Source organism: Kineosporia babensis, assembly GCF_021129305.1.
GTDB classification, from domain to species: Bacteria; Actinomycetota; Actinomycetes; order Actinomycetales; family Kineosporiaceae; genus Kineosporia; species Kineosporia babensis.
Genome location: NZ_JAJOMB010000004.1, coordinates 232,084 through 247,138, shown reverse-complemented (window position 1 = coordinate 247,138; position 15,055 = coordinate 232,084). Strand labels below are relative to the sequence as shown.

The following is a 15,055-nucleotide window of genomic DNA, read 5'->3' as shown; positions in this document are numbered from 1 at the left end:
TAACTAAAGGACGTACGTCACTTATGTGGTGGACCGTGGAGGCCGGACGCACACACCGGGGGGTGGAACTGATGCGCAAGGTGCCGGGCCGCTCCATGCTCGGACTGCTGCTGACGGTGGTCGGCGTCCTGGGGATGCTCCTGGTCGGGCTCAACCCGCCGGAACCGGTGCCGGTCGCGCCGGTCGTGGACGAGGACGCGCGGGTCGAGCTGAAGATGCTGGCCGGTTCTGAGCTGCGTGACCTGCTGGACCCCGAGGACGCGGCCGACCCGGAGTTCCGCCGGCGGCTGGAGCGGGAGACCGGGGTGAGCCTGAAGGTCGAGTTCACCGGCAGTCTGAGCGGGGCCGAGAAGATCGCAGCCTCCCCGAAGGCGTACGAACTGGCCTGGTTCGCCAGCAGTTCCTACCTCGACGTGCTGCGCAAGTCCTACGTCCAGGACCGTGAACCGGTGATGGAATCGCCGGTGGCGCTCGGCGTGCGTCCGGAGGTCGCGGCCGAGTACGGGTGGGATCAGGAGGCGCCCACCTGGAAGGAGATCGCGGCCAAGACCCAGCCCGACCCGCAGACCGGCGAGGGTTTCGCCTTCGCGATGACCGATCCGGCGATGTCCAACTCCGGCCTGTCGGCGCTGGCCGCGGCGGCGACCGCGTTCAACCACGGCGAGCCGCTGAGCACCGCGGCCATCGACGCGGTCGGCCCCAGGCTGACCAGCCTGTTCCGCGGCAACGGGGCGACCGGTGGCCTGCAGCGGATCTCCGACAGCTCGGGCTATCTGGCCGACCAGTTCCCCGCCCTGATCGACGTGGACGCGCTGTTCAACTACGAGTCGGAACTGCTCACCCTGGAACAGGACTCCGGCGTGGTCGAGCTGGTCTACCCGAGCGACGGGGTGGCGATGGCCGACTACCCGCTGATGCTGCTGAACGAGGTGAGCAGCGAGCAGAAGGAGGCCTACGGTCGGCTCACCGGCTGGCTGATGGACAGCTGGGCGCAGACCCGGATCGTCCAGGACACCCGGCGCCGCTCGGTCGCCTTCCCCGGCCTGAACCAGGACTTTCCCGAGATCGCCGAGGAGGTCGCCATCCCGGCCAGCAAGACCGAGCTGGACGACCTGATTCTGACCTACCAGAACGAGTCACGGAAGCCGCCCAGCACTCTCTATGTGATCGACACCTCCGGGTCGATGGGGAACGAGGAGATCGAGGGCCTGACCCAGACCCGGATGCAGGCTCTGAGCAACGTGTTCCGGGAGTTGTCGGGCGGTGATGCGCGCAGCGCGGTACCGCAGTTCCGCCGGTTCCGTAACCGGGAACAGGTGTGGATCCTGCCGTTCAACAGCGAGCTGCCCGGTCAGGTGGCCGCCGACGGAACGCTGCGCAGCCGGCGCGACCTGATCCTGGCCACGATCACCGGCCCGCCCGGTTCTGCGGCCCAGCAGGAGCTGATGGCCCGGGTGGACGCGATCGAGCCGACCGGATCCACCGCGCTGTACGACGCGCTGTACGAGGGTTTCTACCGGCTGGCCGAACTCGGCCGGCAGGAGGCGCCGGACGGCAACTGGGAAACCTACAGCGGCCGACACTATTCCACCATCGTTCTGCTGACCGACGGAGTCACCGGCAAGGGCATGAATCTGCGCCACTTCGAGGAACTCTGGAAGAAGCTGCCGAACCGGGACGTCCCGGTCTACGTGGTGGCGATCGGTCAGGGACCGGTGGCCACCACCTGCGAGAACCTGAAGGACCCGATCCAGCAGAGCGAGGAGCCGCTGTGCCGGCTGGCGGCTCGGACCGGTGGCCGGGTCTTCGACACCTCGACCGAAAGCCTCCTGGACGTCATGCGTGAGATTCGCGGGAACCAATGAGCACCAGCCGGCCTGCCGACCCCGGGCCCCGATGGCTCGAGGAGGTGCTCAGCTACGCCGGTTCCACCCTGCACCTGAGCGCGATCGGTGCGGCCATGACCTACCTGCTGGCGATCGCGTTGCTGGATCAGGGCGGTTGGCCGGCCGCCCTGCCGGCCCCGGTGGTCTACGGCGGTGTCGTCGCCGCGCTGCTGTATCGCAACCGGACCCCGGACCAGCGGTATTTCGTGTACCTGAACGATCCGCGGATCATCCTGGTGCTGCAGGGGCTGGGCCGGTCGGTGACCGAAGGCTCGGTCACCGTGGTGCAGGGGGCCAACCTCGGCATCAACGGCGTCAACGCGCTCAACGCGGGTTTCAACCGGCAGCGCGAGATCACCCAGAGCCTGAACATCTCGCCCCGCGAACGGTACCGGAAGCTGGAGAAGTACTTACGGATACCGCCGGCCGTGAAGTTCCCCCGGCATCCCGACGGCTACACGATCTACAAGATGCATGTCCAGATCCTGCAGTCCGAGCGGGTCTCCGAGCAGGAGACCCTGCTCAAGGTGTGGGTGGCCGAGGCCGAGGGCGAGGCCTGGACCCGGATCGAGCCCCGGTTCCTGCTGGACGAGGGGGTGATCGTGCAGACCGGGACCACCTTGTCGACCGTCGGATGGCTGCAGGCCGCTCAGCCGCTGCCCGAGGACAGTCCGCTCCGGGGGAAGCCGGACCTGCGGCTGAGGTGCCTGGCCATGTGGTCGCCCCGCGATCCGGAGCACCACATCCCGGCGCCGCCGCAACCAGCCACCCCCTGACCGTCACCGGCCTGATCGAGGCGAGGAGGACGTCTCACATTTCTGCAGCCAGCCCGAGCAACTCCGCCTGCCACGCCTCGCGCCGAACCTGGTTGCCGGTGCTCCGGATACCGTGCAGCGCACTCATCGACCAGCACTCCAGCCCGGCCAGTTCCTCGGCCTGGACCTGTTCGAAGCGCACCTCCTGGGCGCGGCCCGCAGCGATCTGCAGGACCAGGGCCCGAGTCACGCTTGGTAGCAGACCCGGCCCTTCCGGCGGCGCGCACAACACCTCTCCCCGCCACCACATCAGCGAACTCAGTGCCCCCTCCCGCACCCAACCCTCGGGGGAGAGGAGCACCGGCTCCCGGCCGTCCCCGGTTTGCGCCCTCAACTGCACCAGGGTTTCCAGATCCGGTCCCTTGACTGAAGGACGCCGGCGTGGGTCGGGCACGCCCGGCAACCGGAGTGCGACCTCGGTGGCGATCGGTGGGGCGGGCCTGACCTGGACGGTGAACTCGCCCTGAGCCAGTTCCACGCGCGGGAACCAGCGCCCGGACCGGGGCAGCCGGGCCACCACGTCGTCGAAGAACCGCTCACCGCCGCCGCAGGACCGGGTGAACCGCGCGCGGTGGAGGTCCAGCCCGCGGCAGCGCCCATCGTCCACGAGCCACGAGTCGGCCACCTCGACGGGACTGATGAGGTTCGGGGCGGGGGCGAATCGGCCCGGGCCCGTCCAGCGCTCTTTCACGTCGGGCATTGTCACCCATGGTCACGCAGGCGCTGTCACCGCTAGCCTGAACCGGCACAGATGCGACAAAGGCGCCGGACCCTGCACCGGCGCGGATCGGGAGGGGAACCCGTGACCGAGCCAGTGAATCCGCTGGAAGACAGCACCGTCCGTCAGCAGGCGGTCCACCCGGATCATCTGATCCCGAACTCGGCGCGGATGTACGACTACTGGCTGGGCGGCAAGGACAACTACGCGGCCGACCGGCAGCTGGCCGATTTGTTCCTGCAGAAGATCCCCTCGATGCGCGAGATGGCCCGGGCCAACCGCGACTTCGTCAACCGGGCCGCGCACGTGCTGGCCGCCGAGGGGGTGCGCCAGTTCCTCGACATCGGCACCGGCATCCCCACCAGCCCCAACCTGCACGAGACCGCGCAGGGGGTGGCGCCGGACGCGCACGTGGTCTACGCCGACAACGACCCGGTGGTGCTGGCCCACGCCCGCGCCCTGATGATCAGCAACGAGGTGGGCCAGGTGGCCTACATCGACGCCGACGTGCGCAAGGCCGAGGAGATCCTGGCCAACCCGGAACTGCAGGCCCAGCTGGACCTGGAGCGCCCGGTCGCGCTGATGCTGATCGCGGTGATGATGCTGATCGGTGAGGAGGAAGGGCCGCAGGCCTCGGTGGCCAGGCTGCGCGAGGCCCTGCCCTCGGGCAGCTACCTGGCCATCACGCATCCCACCGCCGACTTCGACCCGCCGGTGGTGGCCGAGGTCACCGATGCCGCCCGGGCCTCCGGGATGACGTTCGTGCCGCGCTCGAAGGCCGAGGTGCAGGCATTCTTCGGCGACTGGGAGCTGATCGAGCCGGGACTGGTGCCGGTGCGCGCCTGGCGGCCCGACGGCCCGGTGGAGAACCCGGAGTCGGCCTGGTACTGGGCCGGCATCGCCAAAAAGCCTTAAGCCACGTGGTGGAGCAGTGCCTGCCACTGGCGCAGGTACTGCTCGACCGTGTGCTCGGCGGCCTGCTCGCGTGCGGCCCGGCTGAGCTGTTCCACCAGGCCGGGCTCGCGGATCAGGCGCAGCATCCGCTCGGCCAGCCCGGCCGTGTCGCCCGGCTCGAGGAGAAAACCGCCGTCGCGCACCTGTTCTCGCGGTCCGTAGGCGATGTCGTAGGCGATCACCGGGCAGCCTCGGCGCATCGCCTCCAGCACGACCAGCGGATACCCCTCGAACCGGCTGGTCAGCAGCAGCGCCGTGGCCGTGTGCAGCTCCTCCTTCGCGGCCGGGTCGTATCCCCTGAGCTCAACTGATTTTTCCAGCCCGGCGGCGCGAATCTGCTCCTCCAGCTCGGCGCGCTGGCTGCCCTCGCCGTAGATCTCCAGACGCGCCCCCGGCTCCTCGGCGACCACCAAGGCAAAGGCGCGCACCGCGTCCGCAATCTGCTTTTGGGGTTCCAGGCGGCCCAGAACGACAAATCTCAGCAACGGACGTCGGTCGCCGGGTTCGGCGGTCGGGCCACCATCGATCGGGTTGGGGATCACGCGCAGGTTGTTCGCCGTGGCGAAACGGGCTGCGATGTCTTCGCCTTGGCGTCGGGTGAGGGTGACCAGGGCGTCGAGTTCGGGGATGGCCTCCAGGACCGGCTCGTGCGACGGCTGGATCGGGGAGTCGCGCTGGTAGGGAGCAGTGACGTGAATGTTGTGGACCACGTGGATCAGCCGGACCTGCGGGTTCTGCTTCAGCGGGACGAGACTGCGCACGGCGAAACGACTGTCGCTGATGATGAACACCCTCTGGCCGGGGTCGAACTGCCGGCTCAGCCACCAGCCGCGCAGGGCCCGGACGCTGTCGAACCGGTGGGTGATCCGCTGATCGGGACCGGCCAGGAACACCCCGTCCGGGCTCTTGCGCAGGTAGACGCTGCCGTCCGGGCGGTGGTAGTCCCGGCCCGGGACCGAGAGCTTTTCCTGGGTGGCCGGAAAGTTTTCTGTGCTCAGCGATTCGTGCAGATTCCGGAACTGCGTCTGCTCGGTGACCTTCCCCTCGGCCCGGAGCGTGGCGCGGATCCGCTCCTGATCCACCTGGTCGTCGAAAGAGACCAGGGTGGGCACTATTCCGGCATGCTCGGCGAAAAGCCGGTTGCGCAGCAGGAACATCGCGGTCTGGCCGCCGGCGTCCAGGGCGAGGCGGGAGGTGACGGCGAGGTACTGGCCTTCGGGGAACACTGCCCCATTATGACCGGTTCGGTACCAGCACCCGGGCCAGGGCCGGGTCGATCGCGGCGGCCAGCCGGTCCCGGACGAACGGGGCCAGGGTGGCGGAGTAGGTGCCGGACAGATGGTGGTCGTCGCGGTAGATCAGCACGTCGCCGATCACCGCGGGGCACTGGGAGAAGGTGCACAGCCGGTCGTTGAGGTCCAGCACCGGGTCCCCGGCCCGCTGCGCCGCGGCCTTCACGATGCCGGAGCCGGACAGCGCCTCCACCCGGTCCTTGGCGCAGCCGGCCAGGGTCTGCAGGTTCAGGCTGACGCACTCGGGCACGTCCATCGCCATCCGCGGGGTCTCGGCGAAGGTGACCACCGGAATGCCCTGGCTCTTCATCTCCTCCAGGCGCACCCCCAGCCCGCGGATCATCTCGCGGCGCTTGGCCTCACCCTTGACCACCCGGCCCTCCAGCAGCACCGGGTAGGTCTCCAGCTGGGTGGTGAACAGCAGGTCGGGGCCGATCGCCCGGATCTGCTCGAGCACGCTGTGGTTCCAGGTGATGCAGGAGGTGTACAGCGCCCGGTTCTCGTTGCGCTGGGTGTCGGAGAAGGCGCACCCCGCCTTGGTCATCGAGATCAGCCGCCAGTTCTGCTCCTGGGCGATCTCCTGCAGCGCGGGCACCCACTGGCCCATCTTCGAGTCGCCGACCGCCACCACGGTCGGCGAGGCCGGGCCGGTGCGGAAGTCGAACACGCACGGCCGGACACCCGGGTCGGCGTAGTTGGACGGGCAGCCGCGGGTGTAGATGTCGCCGCTGTCGTTCTTGGCCTCCTCCGGCCGCGGGGTGAGGGCGTTGGCCGTCGGCTGGACCACGATGTCGCCGGCCGCTCCGAGGGCGTGCACCGCCTCCGGTACCGAGCGCTGCTGGGCCAGCACGGAGCCCGAGCCCGCCGCCACCAGCGCCAGGGTCAGGCCACCGGCCAGGCCGAACTTGGTGGGGGCCCAGAACCGGGCGCTGCGGGCCGGATTCTCCACCAGCACGTACGTGGCCGCGGCCAGGGCCAGGCTGATCGCCACGATCGCGAGCCCTTCGGTGGCCGTGAGCTCGCCGTCCACCTGGGCGAACACCACCAGGGGCCAGTGCCACAGGTAGAGCGAGTACGAGATGTCGCCGATCCGGGTGAGCACCCGGTTGGACAGCAGCCGGTGCGAGCCCTGCGGGGCCAGGCCGTAACGCAGGATCAGCACCGTGCCCACGACCACCAGCACGGTGAGCGGGCCCGGCCACATCGTGCTGGGGCCGACCACGAACAGCGCGCCGATGATCATCACCAGCCCGGCCCAGCCGAGCCCGGCCTTGAGCCGGCTCTGCCCGGTGGAGGCGGCCTGCAGGTGCCGGCCGCGGCGCGGGCGGGGCATGGTGATCGCGCACAGCGCCCCGGCCGCCAGCTCCCAGACCCGGGTGTGGGTGGTGAAGTAGGTCTGCGGCGAGTAGGTCAGCAGGGCCAGTCCCAGCGAACCGGCGATCACCGCGCTGATCGCTGCGATCGCCAGCAGCCGGGTGCGGACCAGCAGCACCAGGCTGATCAGCAGCGGCCAGGCCACGTAGAACTGCTCCTCGATGGCCAGCGACCAGAAGTGCTGCAGCGGGCTGGGAGCCGCGCCCTCGCTCAGGTAGTCCACCGACTCGGCGGCCATCCGCCAGTTGATCGCGTAGGCGGCCGAGGCGATCGCGTCGTGCCCGATGTCCTCCCAGCGCGCGGCCGGCAGCCACCAGCGCGCGGTGACGCAGGTGAACAGCAGCACCAGGACGCTGGCGGGCAGCAGCCGCCGGGCCCGCTTGGCCCAGAACGCGGCCAGCGCGATCCGGCCGGTCTTGTGGTGCTCGCGCACCAGCAGCCCGGTGATCAGGAAGCCGGACAGCACGAAGAACACGTCCACGCCGAGGAATCCGCCGCTGGGCCCCAGACCGGTGTGGTAGAGCAGCACCATCAGCACGGCCACCGCGCGCAGGCCCTGCACGTCCGAGCGGAACGGGGTGCGCTCGGCGGCGGCCCGGGCCGGCCGGACCGGAATCGGCTCGGTGCGCGGGGTTTGGAGCGGGATCCAAAGACCCGACGAAGGTGGGCCCAGCCGGAGGGTGCCGGCGGCGGGCGTTCGGCCGATCCGGGCGGCCGGCTCCGGGGCGGTACTCGTGCGCGGGCGAAGCGGGAGGCCGGTGCCTGCTTCCACTGACGTTCCCCCGGGGATGGATCGTGCCGTCCTGGCGCTGCGCATCCCTTGGATCCACGTCACCAGGATGACCTTGATGATCACGCTCGGTGATCTGCTGTCTGCAAGTTACCGCACCCTCCGGGGTGCTGTCGCCACTACCGCCGATCCTCCGCATCGCCTGCGGCAGAACGGGAAAGAAGAGGGTGTTGCGCGATCCGGGGCGAAGTGAGAATCTCCTCCCCAAGAGACACGGGGTGCCCCGATTGCGGCGGCTGAGATCACACCCGTTGAACCTGATCTAGTTCGTACTAGCGAAGGGATGTCTGCGGATGACGGATTTTGCCGTTCCCGTGAACACCGTCGGAATGCCTGCAGTTGCGCGCGTATTGTCGATCGCCGGCACCGATCCCACCGGAGGAGCCGGGATCCAGGCCGACCTCAAGAGCATCGCGGCCAACGGCGGCTACGGCATGGCCGTGGTCACCGCCCTGGTCGCGCAGAACACCCAGGGCGTGCGCTCGGTGCACACCCCGCCGGTCGCCTTCCTGCGCGAGCAGCTCCAGGCGGTCAGCGACGACGTGCAGATCGACGCGGTCAAGATCGGCATGCTCGGCGACCGTGACGTGATCGGCGTGGTGAGCGCCTGGCTGGAGCGGGTGCGGCCGCCGGTGGTGGTTCTCGATCCGGTGATGGTCGCCACCAGCGGAGACCGGCTGCTGAGCACCGAGGCCGAGCACGCGCTGCGCGATCTGCTGCCGCAGGCCGGGCTGGTCACCCCCAATGTGCCTGAACTGGCGGTGCTTTCCGGGGCGGGTGAGGCCGGTGACTTCGACGAGGTGGTGCGGCAGGCGCTGGAGGTGTCGCAGCGCTGGGGTGTGCGGGTGCTGGCCAAAGGTGGGCATCTGGCCGGTGAGGTGGTCAGCGATGCCCTGGTGGACGCGCACGGTCCGGTCGCGGTGCAAAGGCTGGATTCGGTGCGGATCACCACCAAAGCCACGCACGGCACCGGGTGTTCACTGTCCTCGGCGGTGGCCACCTGGCAGGCGGCCACGGGGGAGTGGTTCACCAGTATCGAGCGGTCCAAGCGCTGGCTGACCGAAAGCCTGCGGCACGGCGAGGCGTTGGCGGTCGGGCGGGGCCACGGGCCGGTCAGTCATTTCGCCGGGCTGTGGGCGCGGGGCGGGCTGGAGACCGGCTTCACCGGTGAGTGGTGGGCGCGGATCGCCTCGTTGCGGCGGGCCACCGGTGCGGACCCGTTCCTGGCCGGGCTGGCCGACGGCAGTCTGGACCGCTCGGCGTTCACCGCCTATCTGGCGCAGGATGCGCAGTATCTGGACGGTTATGCGACGGTGCTGTTCCGGCTGGCGCAGTTGGCCGGGGAGCCGGACGAGCGGGCCTTCTGGTCGGCGGCGGCCGCGGCTTGTCTGACGGCCGAGAGTGCTCTGCACCGGACCTGGCTGGACGGCCATGTGGCCGAGCTGGATCCGGTCACCGGTGACTATCTGGCGCATCTGGACCAGGCGGTGGCCGCGGGGTACGAGCAGGGGGTGGCCGCGGTGCTGCCCTGCTACTGGATGTACGCCGAGGTGGGTGTGCGGCTGGCGCCGGCCGCGGCGGGCAATCCCTATCGCGAGTGGATCGACACGTATGCGGCGCCGCTCTTCGTGCAGTCGGCCGAGCAGGCGCGGGTGATCACCGACCGGGTGGCTGCGCGGGCCTCGCTGGTGGTGCGGGAGCAGATGGGGCAGGCGTTCGAGCGGTCGGCCCACCTGGAGCGGGAGTTCTTCGCTGCCTCCCTCCGGGTGGGCCTGCCGGCTTGACCTGCTGCATGATCTGTTCTGTCGACGCGATCCGTTCGTCCAAGGAGCACTTTGCCCGCCGCACCAAACCTGGTCGCCCGCATGGAACGCCACCAGGTCGTCCTCTATCTGCTCGCCCTGGCCGCCGGGGCCCTGCTCGGCTGGGGTGCTCCCGGAGCCGGCCCCACGCTCGAGCACACGATCAACCCGGTCCTGGCCCTGCTCCTGTACGTCACGTTCCTGCAGGTGCCGGTGGCCGAGCTGGGGCGCTCGCTGCGGGACCGCCGGTTCCTGGCCGCCGTCGGGGTGGCCAACTTCGTCGTGGTGCCGCTGGTGGTGGCCGCGATGTTCCCGTTCCTGCCCGGCGACCAGGCGATCCGGCTCGGCGTGCTGCTGGTGCTGCTGGCCCCCTGCGTGGACTACGTGATCGTGTTCAGCGGCCTGGCCGGGGGCAGCAGCCGGCGGCTGCTGGCGGCCACCCCGCTGCTGCTGATCGCCCAGATGATCCTGCTGCCGGTGTTCCTGCTGCTGTTCCTCGGCCGCGACCTGGCCGAGGTGGTCGAGGCCGGCCCGTTCGTCGAGGCGTTCGTCGTCCTGATCGTGATCCCGCTGGTCCTGGCCTGGCTCACCCAGCTGCTGGCGTCGGCCTGGATCCCGGTCCTGAGCGCCACGATGGTGCCGCTGATGATGGCCGTCCTGTTCACCGTGGTCGCCTCGCAGACCCCGAAACTCGGCGACGGCCTGGCCGACGTGGCGCCGGTCGTCCCGTTCTACGTGCTCTTCCTGATCGTGATGGCCTTCGCCGGGGCGGCGGTGGCCCGGCTGTTCCGGCTGCCGGTGGCGGCCGCCCGCTCGGTCGTCTTCACCGGTGCCACCCGCAACTCGCTGGTGGTTCTGCCGTTGGCCCTCGCCCTGCCCGAGGCGCTGGCCGTCGCCGCGGTCGTGGTGGTGGCCCAGACCCTGGTCGAGGTCCTCGGCATGGTGGTCTACGTCCGGGCCGTCCCCCGTCTGGTCGGCGGAAGTGCGCCTGTAGCGAGCAAAAGCGCGAGGGCCGCCAATCGGCCGTAATGTTCTGAGCCGGGCCGGAACGACTTTCGAGAACCCCTTGCGCGCCACGCCGTTCAACCGGGTAATGCGACGGTTACCGGTTTAACCTGATGCCATGTCGCCGGCACCCGCCCCCCGCAACGTCTTGGGTCTGCTCGGCGCCTTCGTGGTGACCTCTCTGGTGGCGGGCATCCTCGCGGCCGGCCTGGCGGTCCCCGCGATCGGCGCCTCCGGACTGGCCACCACCACCGCCATCGACGCCTTCAACGAGCTGCCCAGCGAGCTCGAGGAGCCGCAGGTGGCGGCCAACACCCGGGTGCTGGCCGCGGACGGCTCGCTGCTGGCCACGTTCTACGACGAGAACCGGGTGCCGGTCGACCTGAAGCAGGTCTCGCCGTTCATGCAGACCGCGATCGTGGCGATCGAGGACGAGCGGTTCTACGACCACGGCGGGGTCGACCCGAAGGGCCTGATCCGGGCGCTGGTGGTGAACGAGATCAGCGGCGGGGTCTCGCAGGGCGCCTCCACGCTGACCCAGCAGCTGGTCAAGAACCTGCTCAAGCAGGCGGCCTACCTGGAGGGCGACGAGGCGGCCTACGACGCGGCGCAGGAGCAGACCAACGAGCGCAAGCTGCGCGAGATCCGGCTGGCCTCGGCGCTGGAGAAGAAGCTGAGCAAGAAGGAGATCCTGCAGGAGTACCTGAACATCGCCTGGTTCGGCGGGCAGGTCAACGGGATCGAGGCGGCCTCGAAGTACTACTTCGGCACCAGCGCGGCCAAGCTCACCCTGCCGCAGGCGGCCACCCTGGCCGGGATGGTGCAGTCACCGCCGCAGTTCAACATCGCGGTCAAGTCCCGCCAGAAGGACGCGCTCAAGCGCCGCAACACGGTGCTGAACAAGATGTACCAGCAGGGCATGATCGACGAGGAGACCCGGGACAAGGCGGTCGCCTCCAAGCTCAAGCCCAAGATCACCCCGACCTACCAGGGCTGCGCCAACTCCGGGCGCCGGGCCTACTACTGCGACTACGTGTTCAACCTGCTGACCAAGAGCCCGGACTTCGCCTTCCTGGGCAAGACCGCCGAGCAGCGGGCGCTGCAGATCAAGCGCGGCGGCTACACGATCAAGACCTACCTGGACCCGAAGATCCTCAAGAGCGCCTGGGAGGCCTCGATCGAGGCGATCCCGCCGAAGGACGACAGCCGGGTGGCCACCGCCACGGTCACCGTCGAGCCGGGCAGCGGCAAGGTGCTCTCGATGATCCAGAACAAGTACTACAACCCCGGCAAGGGCCGGCAGAACACCACGATCAACTACTCCACCGACTTCAACTACGGCGGCTCCTCCGGCTTCCAGACCGGATCCACGTTCAAGCCGGTGGTGCTGGCCGCCTGGCTGAAGGCGGGTAAGTCGCTGAACGCCAGCATCAGCGGCTCGGCCCCCTACGTGGCGGCCAACGACAGCTTCAAGACCTGCGTGGACACCCCGCTGGTGGGCACCTGGACGGTGTACAACGCCAGCGACAGCAAGGGCGGCGGCAGCATGTCGGTGATGAACGCGACCGCGCAGTCGGTCAACACCGCCTACGCCCGGATGGAGCAGCAGCTCAATCTCTGCGACGTGGCCGAGACCGCGGAGGAGCTGGGCATGCACCAGGCGCAGACCACCCGCGACCCGTGCATCACCGGCAACCTCGGCTCGGACGTGAAGAAGCCGAAGATGACCTCCAAGATCCCCGGCTGCGTGCCCTCGGTGGTGCTCGGCGTGGCCAGCCAGTCCCCGCTGACCATGGCCAACGCCTACGCCACGTTCGCCTCCGGGGGGATCCGCTGCGATCCGGTGGCGATCAGCTCGATCACCGACCGCTTCGGCAAGGAACTGCCGATCCCGGACGCCGAGTGCAAGCGCACCATGCAGGCCAAGGTGGCCAACACCGTCACCCTGGGCCTGAGCAAGGTGTTCACCGGCGGCACGGCCAGCAGCACCGGCCCGCTGGAGAGCGGGCAGCCGGCCTCCGGCAAGACCGGTACCACCAACAACTCGCAGGACAGCTGGTTCGTCGGCTACACCCCGCAGCTGGCCACCGCGGTCTGGGTGGGCCCGGAGACGGTGAACGGCAAGCGCAAGGAGATGCGCCGGATCTACATCAACGGCAACTACGAGTACAACGTGTACGGCGGCACCATCGCGGCGCCGATCTGGAAAGAGATCATGACCGACGCCCTGAAGGGCAAGAAGATCAAGGAGTTCCCGGAGGCCGACGACGAGCTCACCAAGGTGCCCACCACGAGCGTGCCGTGGGTGGTCGGGATGAGCCCGGACGACGCGCGGGACCGGCTGGAGGACGCGGGCTTCGCGGTCCAGCAGGGTTCGGAACTGGAGACGTCCGACCAGCCGGCCGGCACGGTGGCCCGGATGGATCCCTCGGGCCGGGCCAGCACCGGCACCACGATCACGATCTACATCAGCGCCGGTCCCAACACCGGCGGCGGTGACGACGATCCGGGCGACGACGGCGGCGGGGACCAGGGCGACGGCGGGGACGACGGGGACGACGGCGGCGGGAACGGTGGCAACGGCGGCGGCGATGGTGGGAACGGGGTCGACCAGGCCCAGAACGCCGCCGACCAGGTGCAGAACGCGGCCGAGGAAGCCCGGGACGCCACCGGACGCGGCAGGCCCTGAGCCCGCCCGGCAACGGTTTGGCGCAGATGGACCTTCGGCATTGCGGCGCAGGCGGTTCAGGTGCTGGAGTTCAGTCCCCTGCACTGATCAAGGATGAGGCAAGTGACACCAAGCACGGACGCAGCAGCGCGTGAAGCCATCGAGGCCGGGCGCACCGCCCTGGGCATCGAGCTGGGATCGACGCGGATCAAGGCGACGCTGATCGACGAGACCGGCACGGCCCTGGCCACCGGCTCCGCCACCTGGGAGAACCAGTTGGTGGACGAGGTGTGGACGTACTCGGTCGAGGCCGTGCACGCCGGTCTGCAGCAGGCCTACGCCGACCTGAAGGCCCAGGTGGGGCAGCAGTACGGGGTGCGCCCGGTGACCTTCGGCGCGCTCGGCGTCTCGGCGATGATGCACGGCTACCTGGCCTTCGGCGCCGACGGCGAGCTGCTGGTGCCGTTCCGGACCTGGCGCAACACCAACACCGGCCCGGCCGCCGAGGCGCTGTCGCAGTCGTTCGGGGTGAACATCCCGCTGCGCTGGTCGGTGGCGCACTACTACCAGGCGCTGCTGAACGACGAGCCGCACGTGCCCCAGGTGCGCTCGCTGAACACCCTGGCCGGTTACGTGCACAAGCTGCTCAGCGGCCAGGACGTGCTGGGTGTGGGCGACGCCTCGGGCATGTTCCCGATCGACGCGGCCACCGGTGGCTACGACGTGGCCCTGCTGGAGAAGTTCCAGCAGTTGGCCGCGGCCCAGGGCTCCGACGCCGCGCTGCTCGACCTGCTGCCCAAGGTGCTCCCGGCCGGAGCCGACGCCGGCCGGCTCACCGAGGCCGGCGCCGCGCTGCTCGACACCGACGGCGAGCTGCAGGCCGGCGTCCCGCTGGCCCCGCCCGAGGGTGACGCGGGCACCGGCATGGTGGCCACCAACGCGGTCAGCCGCCGAACCGGCAACGTCAGCGCCGGCACCAGCATCTTCGCCATGGTCGTGCTGGAACGCCCGCTGGCCAACATGCACCACGAGATCGACGTGGTCACCACGCCCGAGGGTCTGCCGGTCGCGATGGTGCACTGCAACAACGGCTCCAGCGAACTGGGGACGTGGGTGGGCATCTTCGCGGAGTTCGCGGCGGCCCTGGGCGTCGAGGCCAGTTCCGACCAGATCTTCCAGGCCGTGCTGGGCGGGGCACTGGAGGCCGGGGAAGGTTCTGAGGGGCTCCTGGCCTACAACCTGCTCTCCGGTGAGCCGATCGCGGCGCTGGACGAGGGGCGTCCGCTGTTCGTGCGTACCCCCGGATCCCGGCTCACCCTGGGCGGTTTCGCCAAGGCCCAGCTGTACGGCGTGTTCGCCACCCTGAGCCTGGGCATGCGCATCCTGGCCTCCGAAGGCGTGGCGATCGACACGATGTTCGCTCACGGCGGCCTGTTCCGTACTGGCGGCATCGCCCAGAAGACGCTGGCCGCGGCCGTGGGCTCACCGGTCTCGGTGGGCGAGAGCGCCACCGAGGGCGGCTCCTGGGGCATCGCCCTGCTGGCCGCCTACACCCGCGCCGTGGCCGACGGCACTGCCGCCGGTCGTGACCTGGGAACCTGGCTGAACGAGACCGTGTTCGCCGCCGCCCAGGCCGAGTCGGTCACCCCCACCGCCGAGGAGATTGCCGACTACGCGGCCTACCTCGAGCGCTGGCAGGCCGGGCTGGCCGTGCAGCACGCCGCGATCGACTCGATCAAGTAGGGCTTGGC

At 69.7% G+C, this 15,055-nt stretch carries 10 protein-coding genes and 1 riboswitch; of the genes, 7 read left to right on the top strand and 3 right to left on the bottom strand.

The window, feature by feature from the left end; translation table 11 throughout:
• The first annotated feature begins 71 nt into the window (after positions 1-71).
• Positions 72-1,865: a vWA domain-containing protein gene (locus tag LR394_RS10020; protein WP_231440413.1), complete on the top strand. Its 1,794-nt coding sequence runs from the start codon at positions 72-74 to the stop codon at positions 1,863-1,865.
• Complete coding sequence (locus tag LR394_RS10015) at positions 1,862-2,662, top strand: hypothetical protein (protein WP_231440412.1); 801 nt, start codon at positions 1,862-1,864, stop codon at positions 2,660-2,662. The genes LR394_RS10020 and LR394_RS10015 overlap by 4 nt, the downstream gene beginning before the upstream one ends.
• A 34-nt stretch (positions 2,663-2,696) precedes the next feature.
• Here LR394_RS10015 and LR394_RS10010 read toward each other — a convergent pair whose 3' ends face one another.
• The gene (locus LR394_RS10010) at positions 2,697-3,401 is read right to left on the bottom strand and encodes an aminotransferase class IV (RefSeq protein ID WP_231440411.1); all 705 of its coding nucleotides are present in this window, start codon (positions 3,399-3,401) and stop codon (positions 2,697-2,699) included.
• A gap of 171 nt (positions 3,402-3,572) precedes the next feature.
• Here LR394_RS10010 and LR394_RS10005 point away from each other — a divergent pair, with 171 nt between their 5' ends.
• Positions 3,573-4,334: an SAM-dependent methyltransferase gene (locus LR394_RS10005; RefSeq protein ID WP_407937017.1), complete on the top strand. Its 762-nt coding sequence runs from the start codon at positions 3,573-3,575 to the stop codon at positions 4,332-4,334.
• Here LR394_RS10005 and LR394_RS10000 read toward each other — a convergent pair.
• Positions 4,331-5,599 (bottom strand): glycosyltransferase, encoded by a 1,269-nt coding sequence (locus tag LR394_RS10000; RefSeq protein ID WP_231440409.1) that lies wholly within the window; start codon positions 5,597-5,599, stop codon positions 4,331-4,333. The genes LR394_RS10005 and LR394_RS10000 overlap by 4 nt on opposite strands.
• A 7-nt stretch (positions 5,600-5,606) precedes the next feature.
• Positions 5,607-7,811, bottom strand: a complete 2,205-nt coding sequence (locus LR394_RS09995; RefSeq protein ID WP_231440408.1) for an acyltransferase family protein — start codon at positions 7,809-7,811, stop codon at positions 5,607-5,609.
• A 222-nt stretch (positions 7,812-8,033) separates the two neighbouring features.
• Positions 8,034-8,130: riboswitch (TPP riboswitch) on the top strand.
• Between LR394_RS09995 and thiD the strand changes: the two genes are divergently transcribed.
• From thiD to LR394_RS09975, 4 genes are all read left to right on the top strand, one after another.
• On the top strand, positions 8,123-9,613 hold the full coding sequence (thiD, locus tag LR394_RS09990; protein WP_231440407.1) for a bifunctional hydroxymethylpyrimidine kinase/phosphomethylpyrimidine kinase: 1,491 nt from the start codon (positions 8,123-8,125) through the stop codon (positions 9,611-9,613). It overlaps the preceding riboswitch by 8 nt.
• A gap of 81 nt (positions 9,614-9,694) precedes the next feature.
• On the top strand, positions 9,695-10,660 hold the full coding sequence (locus LR394_RS09985; protein WP_407937016.1) for an arsenic resistance protein: 966 nt from the start codon (positions 9,695-9,697) through the stop codon (positions 10,658-10,660).
• Positions 10,661-10,754: 94 nt separating this feature from the next.
• Positions 10,755-13,325: a penicillin-binding protein gene (locus tag LR394_RS09980; RefSeq protein WP_231440405.1), complete on the top strand. Its 2,571-nt coding sequence runs from the start codon at positions 10,755-10,757 to the stop codon at positions 13,323-13,325.
• Between the two features lie 93 nt (positions 13,326-13,418).
• Positions 13,419-15,047, top strand: coding sequence for a xylulokinase (locus LR394_RS09975; RefSeq protein ID WP_269328888.1), 1,629 nt, complete (start codon positions 13,419-13,421; stop codon positions 15,045-15,047).
• The last annotated feature ends 8 nt before the right edge of the window (positions 15,048-15,055 follow it).

Coding starts and splice junctions, on each gene's coding strand:
- thiD (WP_231440407.1), top strand. CDS start 8,123: ATGACGGATTTTGCCGTTCCCGTGAACACCGTCGGAATGCCTGCAGTT.
- LR394_RS10015 (WP_231440412.1), top strand. CDS start 1,862: ATGAGCACCAGCCGGCCTGCCGACCCCGGGCCCCGATGGCTCGAGGAG.
- LR394_RS09980 (WP_231440405.1), top strand. CDS start 10,755: ATGTCGCCGGCACCCGCCCCCCGCAACGTCTTGGGTCTGCTCGGCGCC.
- LR394_RS09985 (WP_407937016.1), top strand. CDS start 9,695: ATGGAACGCCACCAGGTCGTCCTCTATCTGCTCGCCCTGGCCGCCGGG.
- LR394_RS10010 (WP_231440411.1), bottom strand. CDS start 3,401: ATGCCCGACGTGAAAGAGCGCTGGACGGGCCCGGGCCGATTCGCCCCC.
- LR394_RS10020 (WP_231440413.1), top strand. CDS start 72: ATGCGCAAGGTGCCGGGCCGCTCCATGCTCGGACTGCTGCTGACGGTG.
- LR394_RS09975 (WP_269328888.1), top strand. CDS start 13,419: ATGAGGCAAGTGACACCAAGCACGGACGCAGCAGCGCGTGAAGCCATC.